We start from the raw sequence: 16,280 nt of genomic DNA, 5'->3' as shown, positions 1-16,280 counted from the left end.
AAAACGTGAGCGGAATGCTACCGGAAACCGTCGGAAAATGCGCTGTGAGGGTGCGCCAGGCAATTTGTTCGCCTTGGCGCTGCGCTGAGTTCTGCGCTTTCCCGAACGAATTCGCCCCTACAGTTTTCCGCGCTCGTACCGATAGCAAAGCGAACGACGTTTTCCTGGAGCCGACCGTGCGTGCGCCCCAATCTCTTCTCATCAGCCTGCTGGCGAGCATGCCTCTGTGCCTGTCGGCGCACGCCATCAGTTTCCAGACGCGGATCGAGCAGGTGGAATGGAAGGTAGAGGGCGATCAGTTCGAGTGCCGCCTCAGTCAGTCGATCAGCAACTTCGGCAGCGGCGAGTTCGTGCGCCGTGCCGGTGAGCAGGTGACCTTCCGTCTCAAGGCGCGCGAGCGCTGGATGGGCGCCGGCTCGGCGACCTTGCTGGCGGCAGCGGCGCCCTGGCAACCGGGGCGTGGTGACATCAATCTCGGCGTGGTCAGTGTTGGCAACGGCGAGGTGCCGTTCAATAGCTCGCAGGAGCAGGGTGCGCGGCTGCTCACCGGTCTGCTGGAAGGGCGTAGCCCGCTGGTGCGTCACCGCACCCTCAATGGCGGCGACAACCTCGAGGTGCGCCTGCTGCCGGTGAAGTTCCACAAGGCCTACGAGGAATACCAGGCGTGCACCGCCAAGCTGCTGCCGGTCAACTTCGAGCAGATTCGCCAGGCGCAGATCGGCTTTCCCGGCGGCGGGATCGAACTGGATGCCATGGCCAAGGCCAAGCTCGACATCATTCTGGACTTCGTCAAGGCCGACCCCAGCATCAACAGCTTCCAGATCGACGGTCACGCCGACAACAGCGGCAATCGCCTGACCAATCGCGACCTGTCCCGCCGCCGCGCATTGGCCGTGCAGGAGTATCTGGTGGCCGGCGGTGTGCCGACGGAGCAGATTACCGTCCGTTTTCATGGCGAGCGCTACCCGCTGGTGCCCAACAACAACGAGGCCAACCGCGCCAAGAACCGCCGTGCCACCCTGCGTCTGGACCGCGCGGCGCCGGCCGAAGTCGCGCCGCCCAGCGCTCCCGCAGACCCTGCCCCGACCGCGCCGGCCGACCCGGCTGGCAGCACGCCGTCCTGACCCTTCGGAGCGCAGCTTTGGTCGCTTCATCGTCACAAGCTGTCGCGCCACTGTAAATTGGCCCGCGGGGTCAGTAGAATCACCGGTTTTACCGTACAACCCGTGGAGTGATGGCATGGCGGACGTCAAAAAGGTAGTTCTGGCCTATTCCGGTGGCCTGGACACCTCGGTGATCCTCAAGTGGCTGCAAGATACCTATAACTGCGAAGTGGTGACCTTCACCGCCGATCTCGGCCAGGGCGAGGAGGTCGAGCCGGCCCGCGCCAAGGCTCAGGCCCTGGGCGTCAAGGAAATCTACATCGACGACCTGCGCGAAGAGTTCGTCCGCGATTTCGTCTACCCGATGTTCCGCGCCAACACCATCTACGAAGGCGAGTACCTGCTGGGTACCTCCATCGCCCGTCCGCTGATCGCCAAGCGCCTGATCGAGATCGCCAACGAGACCGGCGCTGACGCCATCTCCCACGGCGCCACCGGCAAGGGCAACGACCAGGTGCGTTTCGAGCTGGGCGCCTATGCCCTGAAGCCGGGCGTCAAGGTCATCGCCCCCTGGCGCGAGTGGGACCTGCTGTCGCGCGAGAAGCTGATGGACTACGCCGAGAAGCACGCCATCCCGATCGAGCGCCACGGCAAGAAGAAGTCGCCGTACTCCATGGACGCCAACCTGCTGCACATATCCTACGAGGGCGGTGTGCTGGAAGACACCTGGACCGAGCACGAAGAAGACATGTGGCGTTGGACCAAGTCGCCGGAAGCGGCGCCGGACACCCCGACCTACATCGAGCTGACCTACCAGGCCGGTGACATCGTCGCCATTGACGGCAAGGCGATGACCCCGGCCCAGGTGCTGGCCGAGCTGAACCGCATCGGCGGTGAGAACGGCATCGGTCGCCTGGACATCGTCGAGAACCGCTACGTCGGCATGAAGTCGCGCGGCTGCTACGAGACCCCCGGCGGCACCATCATGCTCAAGGCCCACCGCGCCATCGAGTCGATCACCCTCGACCGCGAAGTGGCCCACCTGAAAGACGAGCTGATGCCCAAGTACGCCAGCCTGATCTACAACGGTTTCTGGTGGAGCCCGGAGCGTCTGATGCTGCAGCAGATGATCGACGCCTCCCAGGCCAACGTGAACGGTGTGGTGCGCCTGAAGCTGTACAAGGGCAACGTCATCGTCACCGGGCGCAAGTCCGACGATTCGCTGTTCGACGCCAACATCGCCACCTTCGAGGAAGACGGCGGCGCCTACAACCAGCAGGACGCGGCGGGCTTCATCAAGCTCAACGCCCTGCGCATGCGCATCGCTGCCGGCAAGGGCCGCAAGCTGATCTGATAAGCTGAGCGCCTTGTGAGACGAACCCCGGCCACAAGCCGGGGTTCTGCTTTTAGAAGAGGAAAAACTGATGAGACTGCTGCATACCATGCTGCGCGTTGGCGATCTGGACAAGTCCATCGCCTTCTACACCGAGGTGCTGGGCATGACCCTGCTGCGCCGCAAGGACTACCCGGACGGTCAGTTCACCCTCGCATTCGTCGGCTATGGCGACGAGGCGCACAACAGCGTGATCGAGCTGACCCACAACTGGGGCGTTGACAGCTACGAGCTGGGCACCGGCTACGGCCATATCGCCCTGGAAGTGGAAGACGTCTACAAGGCCTGCGAGGACATCCGTTCGCGCGGCGGCAAGATCACCCGCGAGCCAGGCCCGATGAAGCATGGCAACAGCATCCTGGCCTTTGTCGAGGACCCGGACGGCTACAAGATCGAGTTGCTCTCGCCCAAGCGAAACGATTGACAGTCATCGGTCTTTGTAAGTAAATGCTTACAAAAATAGTGGCCATTCGCTGACTGGCGAGGTGCCTCCATGAAGACCGATTCCCAAGCTCTGCGCCTCGTTCGTGTGGTTCAGGAGCTTTCTATGGCGAAGGATGTGGACCGCGTAGCGGAGATCGTCCGAAGCGCGGCCCGCGAGCTGACCGGTGCCGACGGCGCCACCTTCGTCCTGCGCGATGGGCTGCAATGCTTCTATCGCGACGAGGACGCCATCTCGCCCCTGTGGAAAGGCCAACGTTTCCCCTTGAGTGCCTGCATCAGCGGTTGGGCCATGCTCAACCGCAGTGCTACCGTGATTCCCGACATCTACGCCGACCCGCGCATTCCCCATGAGGCGTATCGGCCGACCTTCGTCAAGAGCCTGGTCATGGTGCCGATCCGTACCCTGGAGCCGATCGGCGCCATCGGTACCTACTGGGCCGAGTACTGCCACGCCACCGACGAGCAGGTGCAACTGCTACAGGCGTTGGCCGATTCCACCTCGGTGGCTCTGGAGAATGTCCAGGTCTATGCCGAGCTGGAGCGCCGCGTCGAAGAGCGCACGGCGCAGCTGGCCGAAGCCAATCGACGCTTGCAGGAAGAGGTGCGGGAACGCCAACTGGCCGAGCAGGCAGTGCGCCAGCTGTCGCTGATCGACGACCTGACCGGTTTGTACAACCGTCGCGGCTTTCGCCTGCTGGCCGAGCGCGAACTGCGCGCGGCGCGGCGGCGCAAGGGGCGCTGCCTGCTGCTGTATGCCGACCTCGACGAGCTCAAGCCGGTCAATGATCGCTTCGGCCACGGCGCCGGGGATCGCTTGCTCAAGGCGGCGGCCGACGTGCTCAAGGCGCAGTTCCGCAACACCGACGTGATCGCCCGGCTGGGCGGCGACGAATTCGTCGTGCTGGCCAGCGACTACAGCGACAGCGAAGAGGTGCTGCGGCGTCTGGAGCAGGCATTGCGTGGCAGAGAGGGCGGCGCCGGGCAGCGTCTGTCGATGAGCATGGGGGTCAGCGAGTCGTCGCTGAATCCCGACGAGGGGCTCGACAGCCTGCTGGTCCAGGCCGATGCGGCGATGTACGCCAACAAGTGCGCGCGCCGTGCCTTGCGCGCGGTGAGCTGAAACGAAAAAGCCCCGCGGTTGGCGGGGCTTCTTGCGTGGCGCGATCAGATATCGAAATCGTATTCGGCCAGCTGCTTGTGCAGGCGACGCTCTTCGAGGAAGTTGTCGATGATGCGGCGCTTGGTCAGGTTGGTCTTGGCGACTTCCACCGCAGGCTCGGCATCGTCCGATTCATCCGCGACAAAGTCTTCGTCCAGCTCGAGGTCTTCTTTGTCAGTGCTCATCTATTCCACTCCAGGCCAGTTACCGGGGCCATTTGCGCACCTTATAGCGGCAAAAAATGAGCGGGTAAAAAAGATTTTTTCAATCAGAGCATCGCTGCTTTCTATGACCGATCAATCGTCGGAAGTCTTGGCCTTGTACTCGCACAGATCCTCGATGCGGCAGGCGCCACAGCGCGGTTTGCGTGCGGTGCAGACGTAGCGTCCGTGCAGGATCAGCCAGTGGTGGGCGTCGAGCAGATAATCCTTGGGCACGAACTTGAGCAGCTTCTTCTCCACCTCGACCACGTTCTTGCCCGGCGCGATGCCGGTGCGGTTGCTGACGCGGAAGATGTGCGTGTCCACGGCCATGGCCAGCTGGCGAAAAGCCGTATTGAGCACCACGTTGGCAGTCTTGCGGCCGACGCCGGGCAGGGCTTCGAGGTCCTCGCGGTTGTCCGGCACCTGACTGCCGTGTTTCTCGATGAGGATGCGGCAGGCCTCGATGACGTTCTTCGCCTTGCTGTTGTACAGGCCGATGGTCTTGATGTACTCGGAAAGTCCCTCGACGCCCAGGGCGTAGATGGCCTCCGGCGTATTGGCCACCGGGAACAGCTTGGCCGTGGCCTTGTTGACGCTGACGTCGGTGGCCTGGGCCGATAGCGTCACGGCTACCAGCAGCTCGAACGGCGTGCTGTAGGCCAGCTCGGTCTTCGGCTCGGGGTTGTCCTCGTGCAGGCGGCGGAAGATTTCCAGGCGTTTGGCGGCGTTCATTCGATGACTCCGGTCACTCGAACCCGACGGCTTTGTGCAGGGGCTTCGGGCGCGGTGGCCTTGGCCCGTTCCGCGGCGATCTGGTCGATGCGGTTCTTGCCGGCGATCAGCAGGCCCAGGACGATAAAGGCGCCCGGCGGCAGGATGGCCAGCAGAAAGCCCTTGTAATCCTGTACCAGGGTGAGCTTCCACTCGGCGGCAATCGGGCCGAACAGCAGGTGCATGTTGGCGAACAGGGCGCCGGTGCCGAGCAGCTCGCGGATGGCGCCGATCATGACCAGCACCAGGCCGAAGCCCAGCCCCATCATCAGACCGTCATAGGCGGCGCGGGCCGGGTCGTGCTTGGCGGCGAAGCCGTCGGCGCGGCCGAGGATCACGCAGTTGGTGGTGATCAGCGGGATGAAGATGCCGAGGATCTGGTACAGCTCGTAGGTGAAGGCCTGCATCAGCAGCTCGATGCAGGTGGTCAGCGCGGCGATGATCATGACGAAGGCAGGCAGGCGCACGGCGGTGTTGACCACGCCGCGCACCAGCGACACGGCGGTGTTGGAGCACACCAGCACCACCGCGCTGGCCAGGGCCAGGCCGAGGGCGTTGACCGTGGAGTTGCTCACCCCCAGCAGCGGGCACAGGCCGAGCAGCTGCACCAGCGCCGGGTTGTTCTTCCACAGGCCGTTGAAGCTGATTTCGCGATAACTGGTCATTGCTCGTCCTCCGCCAGGCCCAGCAACTGGGCGCGGTGCTTGTCGAAGTAGCGCAGGGCGCCGTGCACGGCCTTGACCACGGCGCGCGGGGTGATGGTGGCGCCGGCGAACTGGTCGAACTCGCCGCGATCCTTCTTCACCGCCCAGCCGTCTTCGCCAGGGTTGTTCAGGGACTTGCCCTCGAAGCTGCGCACCCAGTCGCTCTTGGCCAGTTCGATCTTGTCGCCCAGGCCCGGGGTTTCCCGGTGGCCAAGCACACGCACGCCGGCCAGACGGCCGTCGGCGAAGATGCCCACCAGCAGGTGGATGGCGCCGCTGTAACCGTCCGGTGCGGTCACCGGCAGAATCAGCGCGCTGGGCTGCTCGCCCTTCAATGCCAGGTAGGCCGACTGCGGGCTGCGGTGGCCCAGCTCGGGGGCATTGAGTTCGATGCGGTTGTCCAGCAGGTGGTTGTCGTAGCTGCCTGCCGGCAGGATTTCGGCCAGGGCGCGCACCTGCGCTTCGCGCTCGGCGGCGGCGATACGCGTGGCGGTGCCCTGTTGCAGCAGGGCCACGCTGCCGACGGTGCCAATGGCGAACAGGCCGAGCACCAGGGCGTTCTTCAGCATCGAGCGGCTGATTTCCGGCAGCATGCTCATTCTCCCAGCTTGAAGCCGCTGTTGGGCTTGCGATGGCCGTAGCTGCGCGGCCGGGTGTAGTAATCGATGGTCGGCGCCGCGAGGTTCATCAGCAGCACGGCGAAGGCCACCGCGTCCGGGTAGCCGCCCCAGGCGCGGATCACGTAGACCAGTACGCCGACGCCGATGCCGAACACCAGACGCCCGCGATTGCTGGTCGCGCCGGAAACCGGGTCGGTGACGATGAAGAAGGCGCCGAGCATGGTGGCGCCGGTAAGCAGGTGGAACAGCGGCGAGCCGTTGGAGTCCGAGCCGCTACCATTCCAGAACAGCAGGCTCATGACGAACAGCGCAGCGAGCATGCCCACCGGCGCGTGCCAGGTGATCAGGCGTTTGTGCAGCAGGTACAGGCCGCCGGCGAGGAACGCCAGGTTGACCGCCTCGCTGCCGGCACCGCCGAAATGGCCGAAGGCCGGATTGGCGGCGCGCAGCTCGTCGATGGTCAGGCTCTTGTTCACTTTCAGCGCGTCCAGCGCGGTGGCCTGGGCCCAGCCATCGGGCAGGCTGGCGATACCGAGTATGTGCTTGATGCCGTCCAGCGCAGCGACGCCGTGCGGCGCGGGCCAACTGGTCATCTCCACCGGGAAGGAGATCAGCACCACCACATAGCCGAGCATGGCCGGGTTGAAGGGGTTCTGCCCGAGGCCACCATAGAGCTGCTTGCCGAAGCCGATGGCGAAGCCGCAGGCGATCAGGGTCAGCCACCAGGGCGAGTAGGGCGGCAGGGCCAGGGCCAACAGCACGGCGGTGACCAGGGCGCTGTAGTCCTTGAGGAAGAAGGCCACCGGGCGCTTGCGTGCGGCCAGCAGCGCGGCCTCGAAGCCCAGCGCGCAGAGGCTGGCCCAGAGCAGGTTGAACAGGGTGCCGGCGCCGAACAGCCAGGTCAGCGCGAGGATGCCCGGCACGGTGGCCAGCAGCACCTGCAGCATGACCTGCTGGGTACGGTTGCTGCCCTTGGCGTGGGGCGATGTGATGCGGGGCAGGGCCATCGGCGCTCCTGTTACTGCGTTCGTATTGAGCGCAGTGGTGTTCATTCCCCGGATTGCATCCGGGCTACGGTTGTCTGTGCCGCCCGGGTGCTCCGACGCGGCGGATATCTTTTGTAGCCCGGATGCAATCCGGGGCGCTGTACCGGCGTGCCGGCGTTTTCGTTCCCCCTCTCCCGTTTACGGGAGAGGGCCGGGGAGAGGGTGCGGCGTACTGGCCCTCTCCCCAACCCCTCTCCCACAAGTGGGAGAGGGGCTTTAATCGTTGTGCTGCCTGCCCTGGAGGTAATCCGGGGCGATCGCTACGGCTGGTATTCGGCCAGCTTGCGTTCGGCTTCGGCCAGGCGTGTACGCGCCTGTTCCAGCGCCTCGCCAGAGGCGCTCTCTTCACGCTCCAGCTTGCGCAGGTCGGCGCGGGCGAAGGCCACCTCGGTCTTTAGCGCCTTGAATTTTTCGTCCACGCCGGGGCGTTCGGTGCGTACCAGCTCCGGCGCCGGCTTGCCCGAGGCCGCCTCGGCTACATGCAGAGCCTGTTCGGCGGCGGCCAGGGCATCGCGCAGAGGCTGCAGGTCGGCTTCGTCGGCGCCGGCATTCTCGGCCTTCTTCAGCTCGGCGCGTTTCATCGCCAGTTCGACCTTGGCCTTTTTCAAGGCGTCGTCACCGGCGGGTTTGGCGGCAGGGGCGGGTGTCCGGCCTTCCAGATCGGCCAGGGCTTTCTCGGCTGCTTCCAGTTGCTGACGCAGACGGGCGAGTTCGGTCTGCTGGTCGTCGTCCGGGTTTTCGATCTTCTCCAGCTTGCGCAGCTGGGCCTTGAGCATGGCGGCTTCGATCTTGGCCTTCTTCAACGCTTCGTCGCCGGCCGGTTTGGCGGCGGGGTCGGGCGCCTGGCTTTCCAGATCGGCCAGAACCTTCTCGGCGGCTTCCAGCTGCTGGCGCAGGCGAGCGAGTTCGGCCTGCTGGTCGTCGTCCGGGGTCTCGATCTTTTCCAGCTTGCGCAGCTGGGCCTTGAGCATGGCGGCGTCGATCTTGGCTTTCTTCAGCGCCTCGTCGCCGGCCGGTTTGGCAGCGGGGGCAGGCGCCTGCTTTTCCAGATCGGCCAGGGCCTTCTCGGCGGCTTCCAGCTGCTGGCGCAGGCGAGCGAGTTCGGCCTGCTGGTCGTCGTCCGGGTTTTCGAGCTTTTCCAGCTTGCGCAGCTGGGCCTTGAGCATGGCCGCGTCGATCTTGGCCTTCTTCAGCGCTTCGTCGCCGGCCGGTTTGGGCGCCGGGGCAGGGGCAGCTGCCTGTGCGTCGGCCAAGGCCTTTTGCGCGGCCTCTGCAGCGGCACGAAGCTCGGCGACCTGGGTCTGCAGCTCCGGCGTGTCGTGGGCGGCCAGCTGTTTTTCCGCCTTCTTCAGCGCGACCTGGGCCATGCTGGCTTCGATCTTGAGTTTCTTCAGCGCGTCATCGGCCGGCGCGGCTGCCGTTACCGCAGGTGCCTCGGCCTGCGCCGCCTTGGCGCGGGCGGCTTTTTCCGCGCGCGCCTTGCGCTCGGCTTCCTTCTGTTCCTCGGCGCGGCGCAGGCGTTCTTGGCGCTGTTCGAAGCGCTGCTTGGAGTGCTCGGCCTTGAGCTGCTTCTGTTCCAGCTCGCGGATTTCCGCCTTGGCCGCACGGTAGTACTGCACCAGCGGAATGCTCGATGGGCAGACGTAGGCGCAGGCACCACACTCGATGCAGTCGAACAGGTTGTGCGCCTTGAGCTGTTCGTGTTCCTGGCCCAGGGCGAAGAAGTGCAGTTGCTGCGGCAGCAGGCTGGCCGGGCAGGCCTCGGCGCATTCGCCGCAGCGGATGCAGGGCATGGCCGGTGGTGGCGGTGGTAACTCGGCGGCGGTGCTGGCCAGCAGGCAGTTGCTGGTCTTGATCAGCGGCACCTCGAGGCTGGGCAGGGTAAAGCCCATCATCGGTCCGCCCATGATCAGGCGATTGAGTTTGCCGGTATCCAGCCCGGCGAATTCCAGCAGCTCGCCCACCGGCGTGCCGAGCAGCGCCTCGACATTGCCCGGGCGTGCCAGCGCCTCGCCGGTCAGGGTGGTGATACGCGAAATCAGCGGTTTGCCCAGCACCACCGCGTCGTGAATGGCCGTGCAGGTGCCGACGTTCTGGCAGAGGATGCCGATATCGGCCGGCAGCCCGCCCGAGGGCACCTCGACACCGGTGAGAATCTGGATCAGCTGCTTCTCGCCGCCGGAGGGGTACTTGGTGGGGAAGACCCGCACCTGGTAGCTGCGCTCGCTGCAGGCGCTGCGCACCGCGGCGATGGCCTCGGGCTTGTTGTCCTCGATGCCGATCAGCACCTGATCGGGCTGGATCAGCTGCACCAGGATATCGATGCCGGAAACCAGCTCGCCGGCGCGCTCGCGCATCAGCAGGTCGTCGGCGGTGATATAGGGCTCGCACTCGGTGCCGTTGATGATCAGGGTGTGGATCTTCTGCGTCGGCCGGGCGGTGAGCTTCACCGCGGTGGGGAAGCCGGCGCCGCCCAGGCCGCTGATACCCGCCTCGCGGATCAGCGCCAGCAGCTCGGCGGATGCCATATGCCGGTAGTCGGCATGCGGCTTCAGTTCGATCCACTCGTCCAGGCCGTCGCTGTCGATGACGATGGCCGGCGCCAGCATGCCGGAGACATGCGGGTAGGGCTGCGGGCCGATAAAGCTGACGGTACCGGAGGTCGGGGCATGCAGCGGCGCGCTGACGAAGCCGTTGGCTTCGGCAATCTTCTCGCCCTTGCGCACCCGTTGGCCGACCACCACGCAGGGCTCGGCGACTGCACCGATATGCTGGCCGAGCGGCAACACCAGGCGCTTGGGCAGCGGCGCCTGCTGGATCGGCGTGCGGTTGGACAGCTCCTTGCGCTCGGCAGGGTGGATGCCACCCGGGATATCCCAGATCTTTTCCTGCGCGCTCATGCCGCCTGCTCCCGGTCGCTGGCGATCAACTGGCCGGGCGCCAGCGGTTTGTCCCATTTCCAGCTTTGCACGGTGCTACCGACTTCGATCATGTCGATGCAGTCCACCGGGCAGGGTTCGACGCAGAGGTCGCAGCCGGTGCATTCGCTGACGATCACCGTGTGCATCTGCCGCGCAGCGCCGACGATGGCGTCCACCGGACAGGCCTGGATGCACTTGGTGCAGCCAATGCATTCTGCTTCGCGGATGAACGCGACCATCTGCGGCTTCTCGCCTTCCACCGCATCTAGCGGCTCGGGTTCGACGTCCAGCAGGTCGGCCAGCGCCTGGATGGTCGCCTCGCCGCCGGGCGGGCACTTGTTGATCTTGTCGCCACCGGCGATCGCCTCGGCGTAGGGCTTGCAGCCGGGGTAGCCGCACTGGCCGCACTGGGTCTGCGGCAGCAGGGCGTTGATCTGCTCGGCGATGGGGTCGCCCTCGACCTTGAAGCGCACCGCGGCGAAACCTAGGATGGCGCCGGCGATCAGGCACAGGCCGAGCAGGGCGAGTACGGCGACGAGAACCAGGCTCATAGCTTGATCAACCCGGCAAAGCCCATGAAGGCCAGCGACATCAGGCCGGCGGTGATCATGCCGATGGCCGCGCCCTGGAAGGACTTCGGTACGTCGGCGATGGCGATGCGCTCACGCATGGCGGCGAACAGCACCAGCACCAGGGAGAAGCCCAGGCCGGCGGCGAAGCCGTTGACGGTGGCGGTGATGAAGGTGAACTCGGCCTTGTTGGCGTTGAGCAGGGCCACGCCCAGGACGATGCAGTTGGTGGTGATCAGCGGCAGGAAGATGCCCAGCACGCGATACAGCAGCGGGCTGGTCTTGTTCACCACCATCTCGGTGAACTGCACGGTCACCGCGATCACCAGGATGAAGCTGATGGTGCGCAGGAATTCCAGGTCCAGCGGCTTGAGCACGTACTGCTGCACCAGGTAGCTGCACATGGCGGCCAGGGTCAGCACGAAGGTGGTGGCCAGCGACAGGCCGATGGCGGTTTCGATCTTCTTCGACACGCCCATGAACGGGCACAGGCCGAGAAACTGCACCAGCACAAAGTTGTTGACCAGGATGGCGCTGACCATGATCAGGACGAGTTCGGTCATCGGGTTGCCGTCGAGTGCGCAAAGGCCGTAGGAAAAGGGCGCCTATTATCGGGAAGCGCGTAGATGCAAACAAGCCGGCATTGGCCGGCTTGTTCGATGCCTATAAGTAAGCCTAGCTGGCGCTTACTTGACGCGCTGACCCGGCTTGGCGCCGCTGTCCGGGCTGAGCAGGTAGATTTCCTCGCCACCGGGGCCGGCCGCCAGGACCATGCCTTCGCTGATACCGAACTTCATCTTGCGCGGCGCCAGGTTGGCGACGTACAGGGTCAGGCGGCCTTCCAGCTTGCTCGGGTCCGGGTAGGCGGACTTGATGCCGGAGAACACGTTGCGCTTCTCGTCACCGATATCCAGCGACAGGCGCAGCAGCTTGTCGGCGCCTTCGACGAACTCGCACTTCTCGATCAGGGCGATACGCAGGTCGACGGCGGCGAAGGCATCGAAGTTGATCTCGGCGGCCAGCGGGTCCTTGGCCAGTTCGCCATTGCCCTGTGGCTTGGACGCTTCGGCGGCCAGATCTTCCTTGGAGGCTTCGACCATGGCTTCGATCTTCGCCGGCTCGATGCGGGTCAGCAGCGGGTTGAACGGGTTGAGCTGGTGGTTGGCCAGCGGCAGCGTGAGGTCGGCCCAGGTTTGCGGATTCACATTGAGGAAGGCTTCGGCATCGGCGGCCAGCTTCGGCAGCACGGGTTTCAACATGATCACCAGCTGGCGGAACAGATTGATGCCCAGCGCGCAGATTTCCTGCACCTCGGCCTGCTTGCCTTCGACCTTGTTCAGGGCCCAGGGCGCCTTGTCGGCGATCCAGGCGTTGGCGCGGTCGGCCAGGGCCATGATCTCGCGCATGGCGCGGGAGAAATCACGTGCTTCGTAGGCCTCGGCGATGCTCGGCGCAGCGGCCTGGAAGGCGTCCCACAGCTCCGGCTCCGGGTTGGCGGCGACCAGCAGGCCATTGTTGCCCTTGTGGATGAAGCCGGCGCAGCGGCTGGCGATGTTGACCACCTTGCCGACCAGATCCGAGTTAACCTTCTGCACGAAGTCCTCGAGGTTCAGGTCCAGATCGTCGACGCCGCGGCCCAGCTTGGAGGCGTAGTAGTAGCGCAGGTACTCCGGGTTCAGGTGATCCAGATAGGTGCGCGCCTTGATGAAGGTGCCGCGCGACTTGGACATCTTTTGCCCGTTCACCGTCAGATAGCCGTGCACGTTGACCGCAGTGGGCTTGCGGTAGCCGGCGCCTTCGAGCATGGCCGGCCAGAACAGGGCGTGGAAGTTGACGATGTCCTTGCCGATGAAGTGGTACAGCTCGGCGGTGGAATCCTTGCCCCAGAACGCATCGAAGTCCAGCTCCGGGCGTTTGCTGCAGAGGTTCTTGAAGCTGGCCATATAGCCGATCGGCGCGTCCAGCCAGACGTAGAAGTACTTGCCCGGCTCGCCGGGAATCTCGAAGCCGAAGTAGGGCGCATCACGGCTGATGTCCCACTCCTGCAGGCCGCCGTCGAGCCATTCGGCGATCTTGTTGGCCACCGCCTCCTGCAGCGCGCCTGAGCGGGTCCACTGCTTGAGCATGGCCTCGAAGTCCGGCAGCTTGAAGAAGAAGTGCTGCGACTCCTTGAGTACCGGCACCGCGCCGGAGATGGCCGAGCGCGGATTCTTCAGCTCGGTCGGTGTATAGGTCGCGCCGCACTTCTCGCAGTTGTCGCCGTACTGATCCTCGGCGCCGCACTTCGGGCAGGTGCCCTTGATGAAGCGGTCGGCGAGGAACATGCCCTTTTCGGGGTCGAAGTACTGGGTCACCGCGCGGGTGGCGATATGGCCCTTGTCGCGCAGCGCCAGGTAGATGGATGCCGACAGCTCGCGGTTTTCCTGCGAGTGGGTGGAGTGGTAGTTGTCGAAGTCCACCAGGAAGTCGGCGAAGTCGGCGGTGTGCTCGGCCTGCACGTTGGCGATGAGCTGCTCGGGGGTGATGCCTTCCTTCTCGGCGCGCAGCATGATCGCCGAGCCGTGGGCATCGTCGGCGCAGACGTAGATCGCCTGATTGCCGCGCAGCTTCTGGTAGCGCACCCACATGTCGGTCTGCACGTACTCGAGCATATGGCCGAGGTGGATGGAGCCGTTGGCGTAGGGGAGGGCGCTGGTAACGAGAATCTTGCGGGCTTCGGTCATGGTGATCGGCTGCACTGGTAAAACGAGGGAAGTCGGCAACTATAAGGGAAGCGACAAGCTTCAAGCTACCTGCGGCAGGCAAAAGCGCATGCTGCGCTGCTTGGGGAGGCTGCTGCTATGATGCCCGCCTGATTTTCTGCCTGTCTTCTGGAGTTCTTGCATGAGTGCCGTCACCCGCGAAGCGGTCGAAGCCTGTCTGCGTCAGTTCACCGACCCCCATCTCGATCAGGACCCGGTCAGCGCCGGTTGCCTGCGCGAGGTCGACATCCAGGGCGCGCGCGTTACCGTACGTCTGGAGCTGGGCTACGCCGCCGGCCTGTTCAAGAACGGTTGGGCGCAGATGCTGCAAATGGCGCTGGAGAACCTCGATGGCGTCGACAGTGCGCAGGTAAAGGTCGACTGCGTGATCGACTCGCATCAGGGCCAGGCCCAGGTGCCGGCACTGGCCGGGGTAAAGAACGTGATCGCCGTGGCTTCGGGCAAGGGCGGTGTGGGCAAGTCCACCACCGCGGCCAACCTGGCGCTGGCGCTGGCCCGCGAGGGCGCGCGCGTGGGCATCCTCGACGCCGATATCTACGGGCCCAGCCAGGGCATCATGTTCGGCATCGCCGAGGGTACGCGGCCGCAGGTGAAGGATCAGAAATGGTTCGTGCCGCTCGAGGCCCATGGCGTGCAGGTGATGTCCATGGCCTTTCTCACCGACGACAACACGCCGATGGTGTGGCGCGGGCCGATGGTCAGCGGTGCGCTGCTGCAGCTGATCACCCAAACCGCCTGGAACGACCTCGATTACCTGGTGGTGGATATGCCGCCGGGTACCGGTGACATCCAGTTGACCCTGGCGCAGAAGGTGCCGGTGGCCGGCAGCGTGATCGTCACCACGCCGCAGGACCTGGCCCTGCTCGATGCCAAGAAAGGCGTGGAGATGTTCCGCAAGGTGCACATCCCGGTGCTGGGTGTGGTGGAGAACATGGCGGTGCACATCTGCTCGAACTGCGGCCATGCCGAGCACCTGTTCGGCGAGGGCGGAGGCGAGAAGCTGGCTGCGCAATACGGCGTCGAGCTGCTGGCCTCCCTGCCGCTGTCGATGGCCATCCGCATGCAGGCCGATGACGGCAAGCCGACCACCATTGCCGATCCGGAAAGCCAGATCGCCATGATCTATCAGGACCTGGCGCGCAAGGTCGGTGCGCGCATCGCCCAGGCGGGCAAGCCGGCCATGCCCAGCATCGAGATCAGTGAGGACTAACAGCAGCCGCGCAGCGGCCTTCTGATGACCCTCTCCCATCTATGGGAGACGACTGCATGGATGCAGGAGGTAGAGCGACGCAGGATGCCCAAGCCGAGGGTGCCCGAAGGGCGGGAGAGAGCGATGTGCGACTGCGGCAGGTTGCAGAACCCTCTCCCCCGTCCCCTCTCCAATGCATGGGAGAGGGGAGGCAGGCATCTTCCAGACCCCCATAAAAAAGCCCCGCACTAGGCGGGGCTCTTTTCAAGCGGGGTAGTGCAGGTTAGATAACCTGAACTTCCTCAGCCTGCATGCCTTTCTGGCCACGGGTAGCCACGAAGGAAACCTGCTGGCCTTCCTTCAGGGATTTGAAACCGTCGCTCTGGATGGCTTTGAAGTGTACGAAGAGGTCGTCACCGGATTGCGGGGTGATGAAGCCGTAGCCTTTCTCATCGTTGAACCACTTGACGGTGCCAGTCTGACGATTGGACATGTGATGTCTCCTAACAAAAGTAATTACAGCCCTGGAAAAGCCCAGGCCGGGACTGAGTGCAACGAGTACTAGGAGTCGGACGATGTTTGGATCGAGATCTAGGCATCTAGTAGCGATTCGCGGTGACACATGCAGCACAGTGGGCACACCATACGTGTTTTTATCGCCGAGTGCGAATGGTCGATGCAGCTTTTTTGCAAATAACGACTGATGGGGCGGGCGGCACTCTTTGAAGCGTGGCGCCTGCATCGGTAAGATGCGCTCACTTTTTTTCGTAACCGCCCACTCAGGACACCTCGCCATGAGCATCAAATCGGACAAGTGGATTCGCCGCATGGCCCAGGAACACGGCATGATCGAGCCGTTCGTAGAGCGCCAGGTACGCGGTGCGGACTCCAGTCGAGTGATTTCCTACGGCGTGTCCAGCTACGGCTACGACGTACGCTGCGCCGACGAATTCAAGGTATTCACCAATATCCACTCGGCCATCGTCGACCCGAAGAATTTCGACGAGAAGAGCTTCGTCGACATCAAGAGCGACGTCTGCATCATCCCGCCGAACTCCTTCGCCCTGGCCCGCACGGTCGAGTACTTCCGCATCCCGCGCGACGTGCTGACCATCTGCCTGGGCAAGAGCACCTATGCGCGCTGCGGCATCATCGTCAACGTCACGCCGCTGGAGCCGGAGTGGGAAGGCCACGTGACCCTGGAGTTCTCCAACACCACCAACCTGCCGGCGAAGATCTACGCCAACGAAGGCGTGGCGCAGATGCTGTTCCTGCAGTCCGACGAGGCCTGCGAAGTGTCCTACAAGGACCGCGGCGGCAAGTATCAGGGCCAGACTGGTGTGACTCTGCCGCGAACCTGACAACCGCGGGAAAATGGAAGAAGCCGGGCATTGCC

At 64.5% G+C, this 16,280-nt stretch carries 16 protein-coding genes; 6 read left to right on the top strand and 10 right to left on the bottom strand.

Going from position 1 to position 16,280, the window contains the following annotated elements; all coding sequences use genetic code 11:
* Positions 1-176 precede the first annotated feature (176 nt).
* From L1F06_RS17470 to L1F06_RS17455, 4 genes are all read left to right on the top strand, one after another.
* Complete coding sequence (locus L1F06_RS17470) at positions 177-1,124, top strand: flagellar protein MotY (protein ID WP_129481560.1); 948 nt, start codon at positions 177-179, stop codon at positions 1,122-1,124.
* A gap of 115 nt (positions 1,125-1,239) precedes the next feature.
* Positions 1,240-2,457 (top strand): argininosuccinate synthase, encoded by a 1,218-nt coding sequence (locus L1F06_RS17465; RefSeq protein ID WP_003245607.1) that lies wholly within the window; start codon positions 1,240-1,242, stop codon positions 2,455-2,457.
* Positions 2,458-2,527: 70 nt separating this feature from the next.
* Positions 2,528-2,920 carry a lactoylglutathione lyase gene (gloA, locus tag L1F06_RS17460; RefSeq protein ID WP_003245604.1) on the top strand — a complete coding sequence of 131 codons (393 nt, stop codon included), beginning with the start codon at positions 2,528-2,530 and terminating at the stop codon, positions 2,918-2,920.
* A 123-nt stretch (positions 2,921-3,043) separates the two neighbouring features.
* A complete protein-coding gene (locus L1F06_RS17455) occupies positions 3,044-4,060 on the top strand; it encodes a GGDEF domain-containing protein (protein ID WP_003245602.1) in 1,017 nt (338 codons plus the stop codon).
* Between the two features lie 44 nt (positions 4,061-4,104).
* Here L1F06_RS17455 and L1F06_RS17450 read toward each other — a convergent pair whose 3' ends face one another.
* The 9 genes from L1F06_RS17450 to metG form a co-directional block, all read right to left on the bottom strand.
* Positions 4,105-4,284 (bottom strand): PA3496 family putative envelope integrity protein, encoded by a 180-nt coding sequence (locus L1F06_RS17450; RefSeq protein WP_003245600.1) that lies wholly within the window; start codon positions 4,282-4,284, stop codon positions 4,105-4,107.
* Between the two features lie 111 nt (positions 4,285-4,395).
* Complete coding sequence (gene nth / locus L1F06_RS17445) at positions 4,396-5,034, bottom strand: endonuclease III (protein WP_003245598.1); 639 nt, start codon at positions 5,032-5,034, stop codon at positions 4,396-4,398.
* Entirely contained in the window at positions 5,031-5,738 is a 708-nt protein-coding gene (locus L1F06_RS17440) for an electron transport complex subunit E (RefSeq protein WP_129481559.1), read from the bottom strand. Before L1F06_RS17440 ends, nth begins: the two co-directional genes overlap by 4 nt.
* Positions 5,735-6,370 carry an electron transport complex subunit RsxG gene (rsxG, locus tag L1F06_RS17435; protein ID WP_129481558.1) on the bottom strand — a complete coding sequence of 212 codons (636 nt, stop codon included), beginning with the start codon at positions 6,368-6,370 and terminating at the stop codon, positions 5,735-5,737. Before rsxG ends, L1F06_RS17440 begins: the two co-directional genes overlap by 4 nt.
* A gap of 2 nt (positions 6,371-6,372) precedes the next feature.
* A complete protein-coding gene (locus L1F06_RS17430; RefSeq protein ID WP_129481557.1) occupies positions 6,373-7,404 on the bottom strand; it encodes an RnfABCDGE type electron transport complex subunit D in 1,032 nt (343 codons plus the stop codon).
* 299 nt (positions 7,405-7,703) lie between these two features.
* Positions 7,704-10,343: an electron transport complex subunit RsxC gene (gene rsxC, locus L1F06_RS17425; protein ID WP_129481556.1), complete on the bottom strand. Its 2,640-nt coding sequence runs from the start codon at positions 10,341-10,343 to the stop codon at positions 7,704-7,706.
* Positions 10,340-10,915, bottom strand: a complete 576-nt coding sequence (gene rsxB, locus L1F06_RS17420) for an electron transport complex subunit RsxB (RefSeq protein WP_012017990.1) — start codon at positions 10,913-10,915, stop codon at positions 10,340-10,342. Before rsxB ends, rsxC begins: the two co-directional genes overlap by 4 nt.
* Complete coding sequence (gene rsxA / locus L1F06_RS17415) at positions 10,912-11,496, bottom strand: electron transport complex subunit RsxA (RefSeq protein ID WP_003245591.1); 585 nt, start codon at positions 11,494-11,496, stop codon at positions 10,912-10,914. The genes rsxB and rsxA overlap by 4 nt, the downstream gene beginning before the upstream one ends.
* Positions 11,497-11,619: 123 nt before the next feature.
* The gene (gene metG / locus L1F06_RS17410; RefSeq protein WP_129481555.1) at positions 11,620-13,656 is read right to left on the bottom strand and encodes a methionine--tRNA ligase; all 2,037 of its coding nucleotides are present in this window, start codon (positions 13,654-13,656) and stop codon (positions 11,620-11,622) included.
* A gap of 160 nt (positions 13,657-13,816) precedes the next feature.
* Here metG and apbC point away from each other — a divergent pair, with 160 nt between their 5' ends.
* A complete protein-coding gene (gene apbC, locus L1F06_RS17405; protein ID WP_096825996.1) occupies positions 13,817-14,905 on the top strand; it encodes an iron-sulfur cluster carrier protein ApbC in 1,089 nt (362 codons plus the stop codon).
* A gap of 262 nt (positions 14,906-15,167) precedes the next feature.
* Here apbC and L1F06_RS17400 read toward each other — a convergent pair whose 3' ends face one another.
* Positions 15,168-15,377, bottom strand: a complete 210-nt coding sequence (locus tag L1F06_RS17400; RefSeq protein ID WP_003245585.1) for a cold-shock protein — start codon at positions 15,375-15,377, stop codon at positions 15,168-15,170.
* 301 nt (positions 15,378-15,678) lie between these two features.
* Between L1F06_RS17400 and dcd the strand changes: the two genes are divergently transcribed.
* Complete coding sequence (gene dcd, locus L1F06_RS17395) at positions 15,679-16,245, top strand: dCTP deaminase (RefSeq protein WP_003245582.1); 567 nt, start codon at positions 15,679-15,681, stop codon at positions 16,243-16,245.
* Positions 16,246-16,280: the final 35 nt, after the last annotated feature.

Source organism: Pseudomonas hydrolytica, from assembly GCF_021495345.1.
GTDB lineage: Bacteria > Pseudomonadota > Gammaproteobacteria > Pseudomonadales > Pseudomonadaceae > Aquipseudomonas > Aquipseudomonas hydrolytica.
This window is presented reverse-complemented; position numbering and strand designations above follow the sequence as displayed.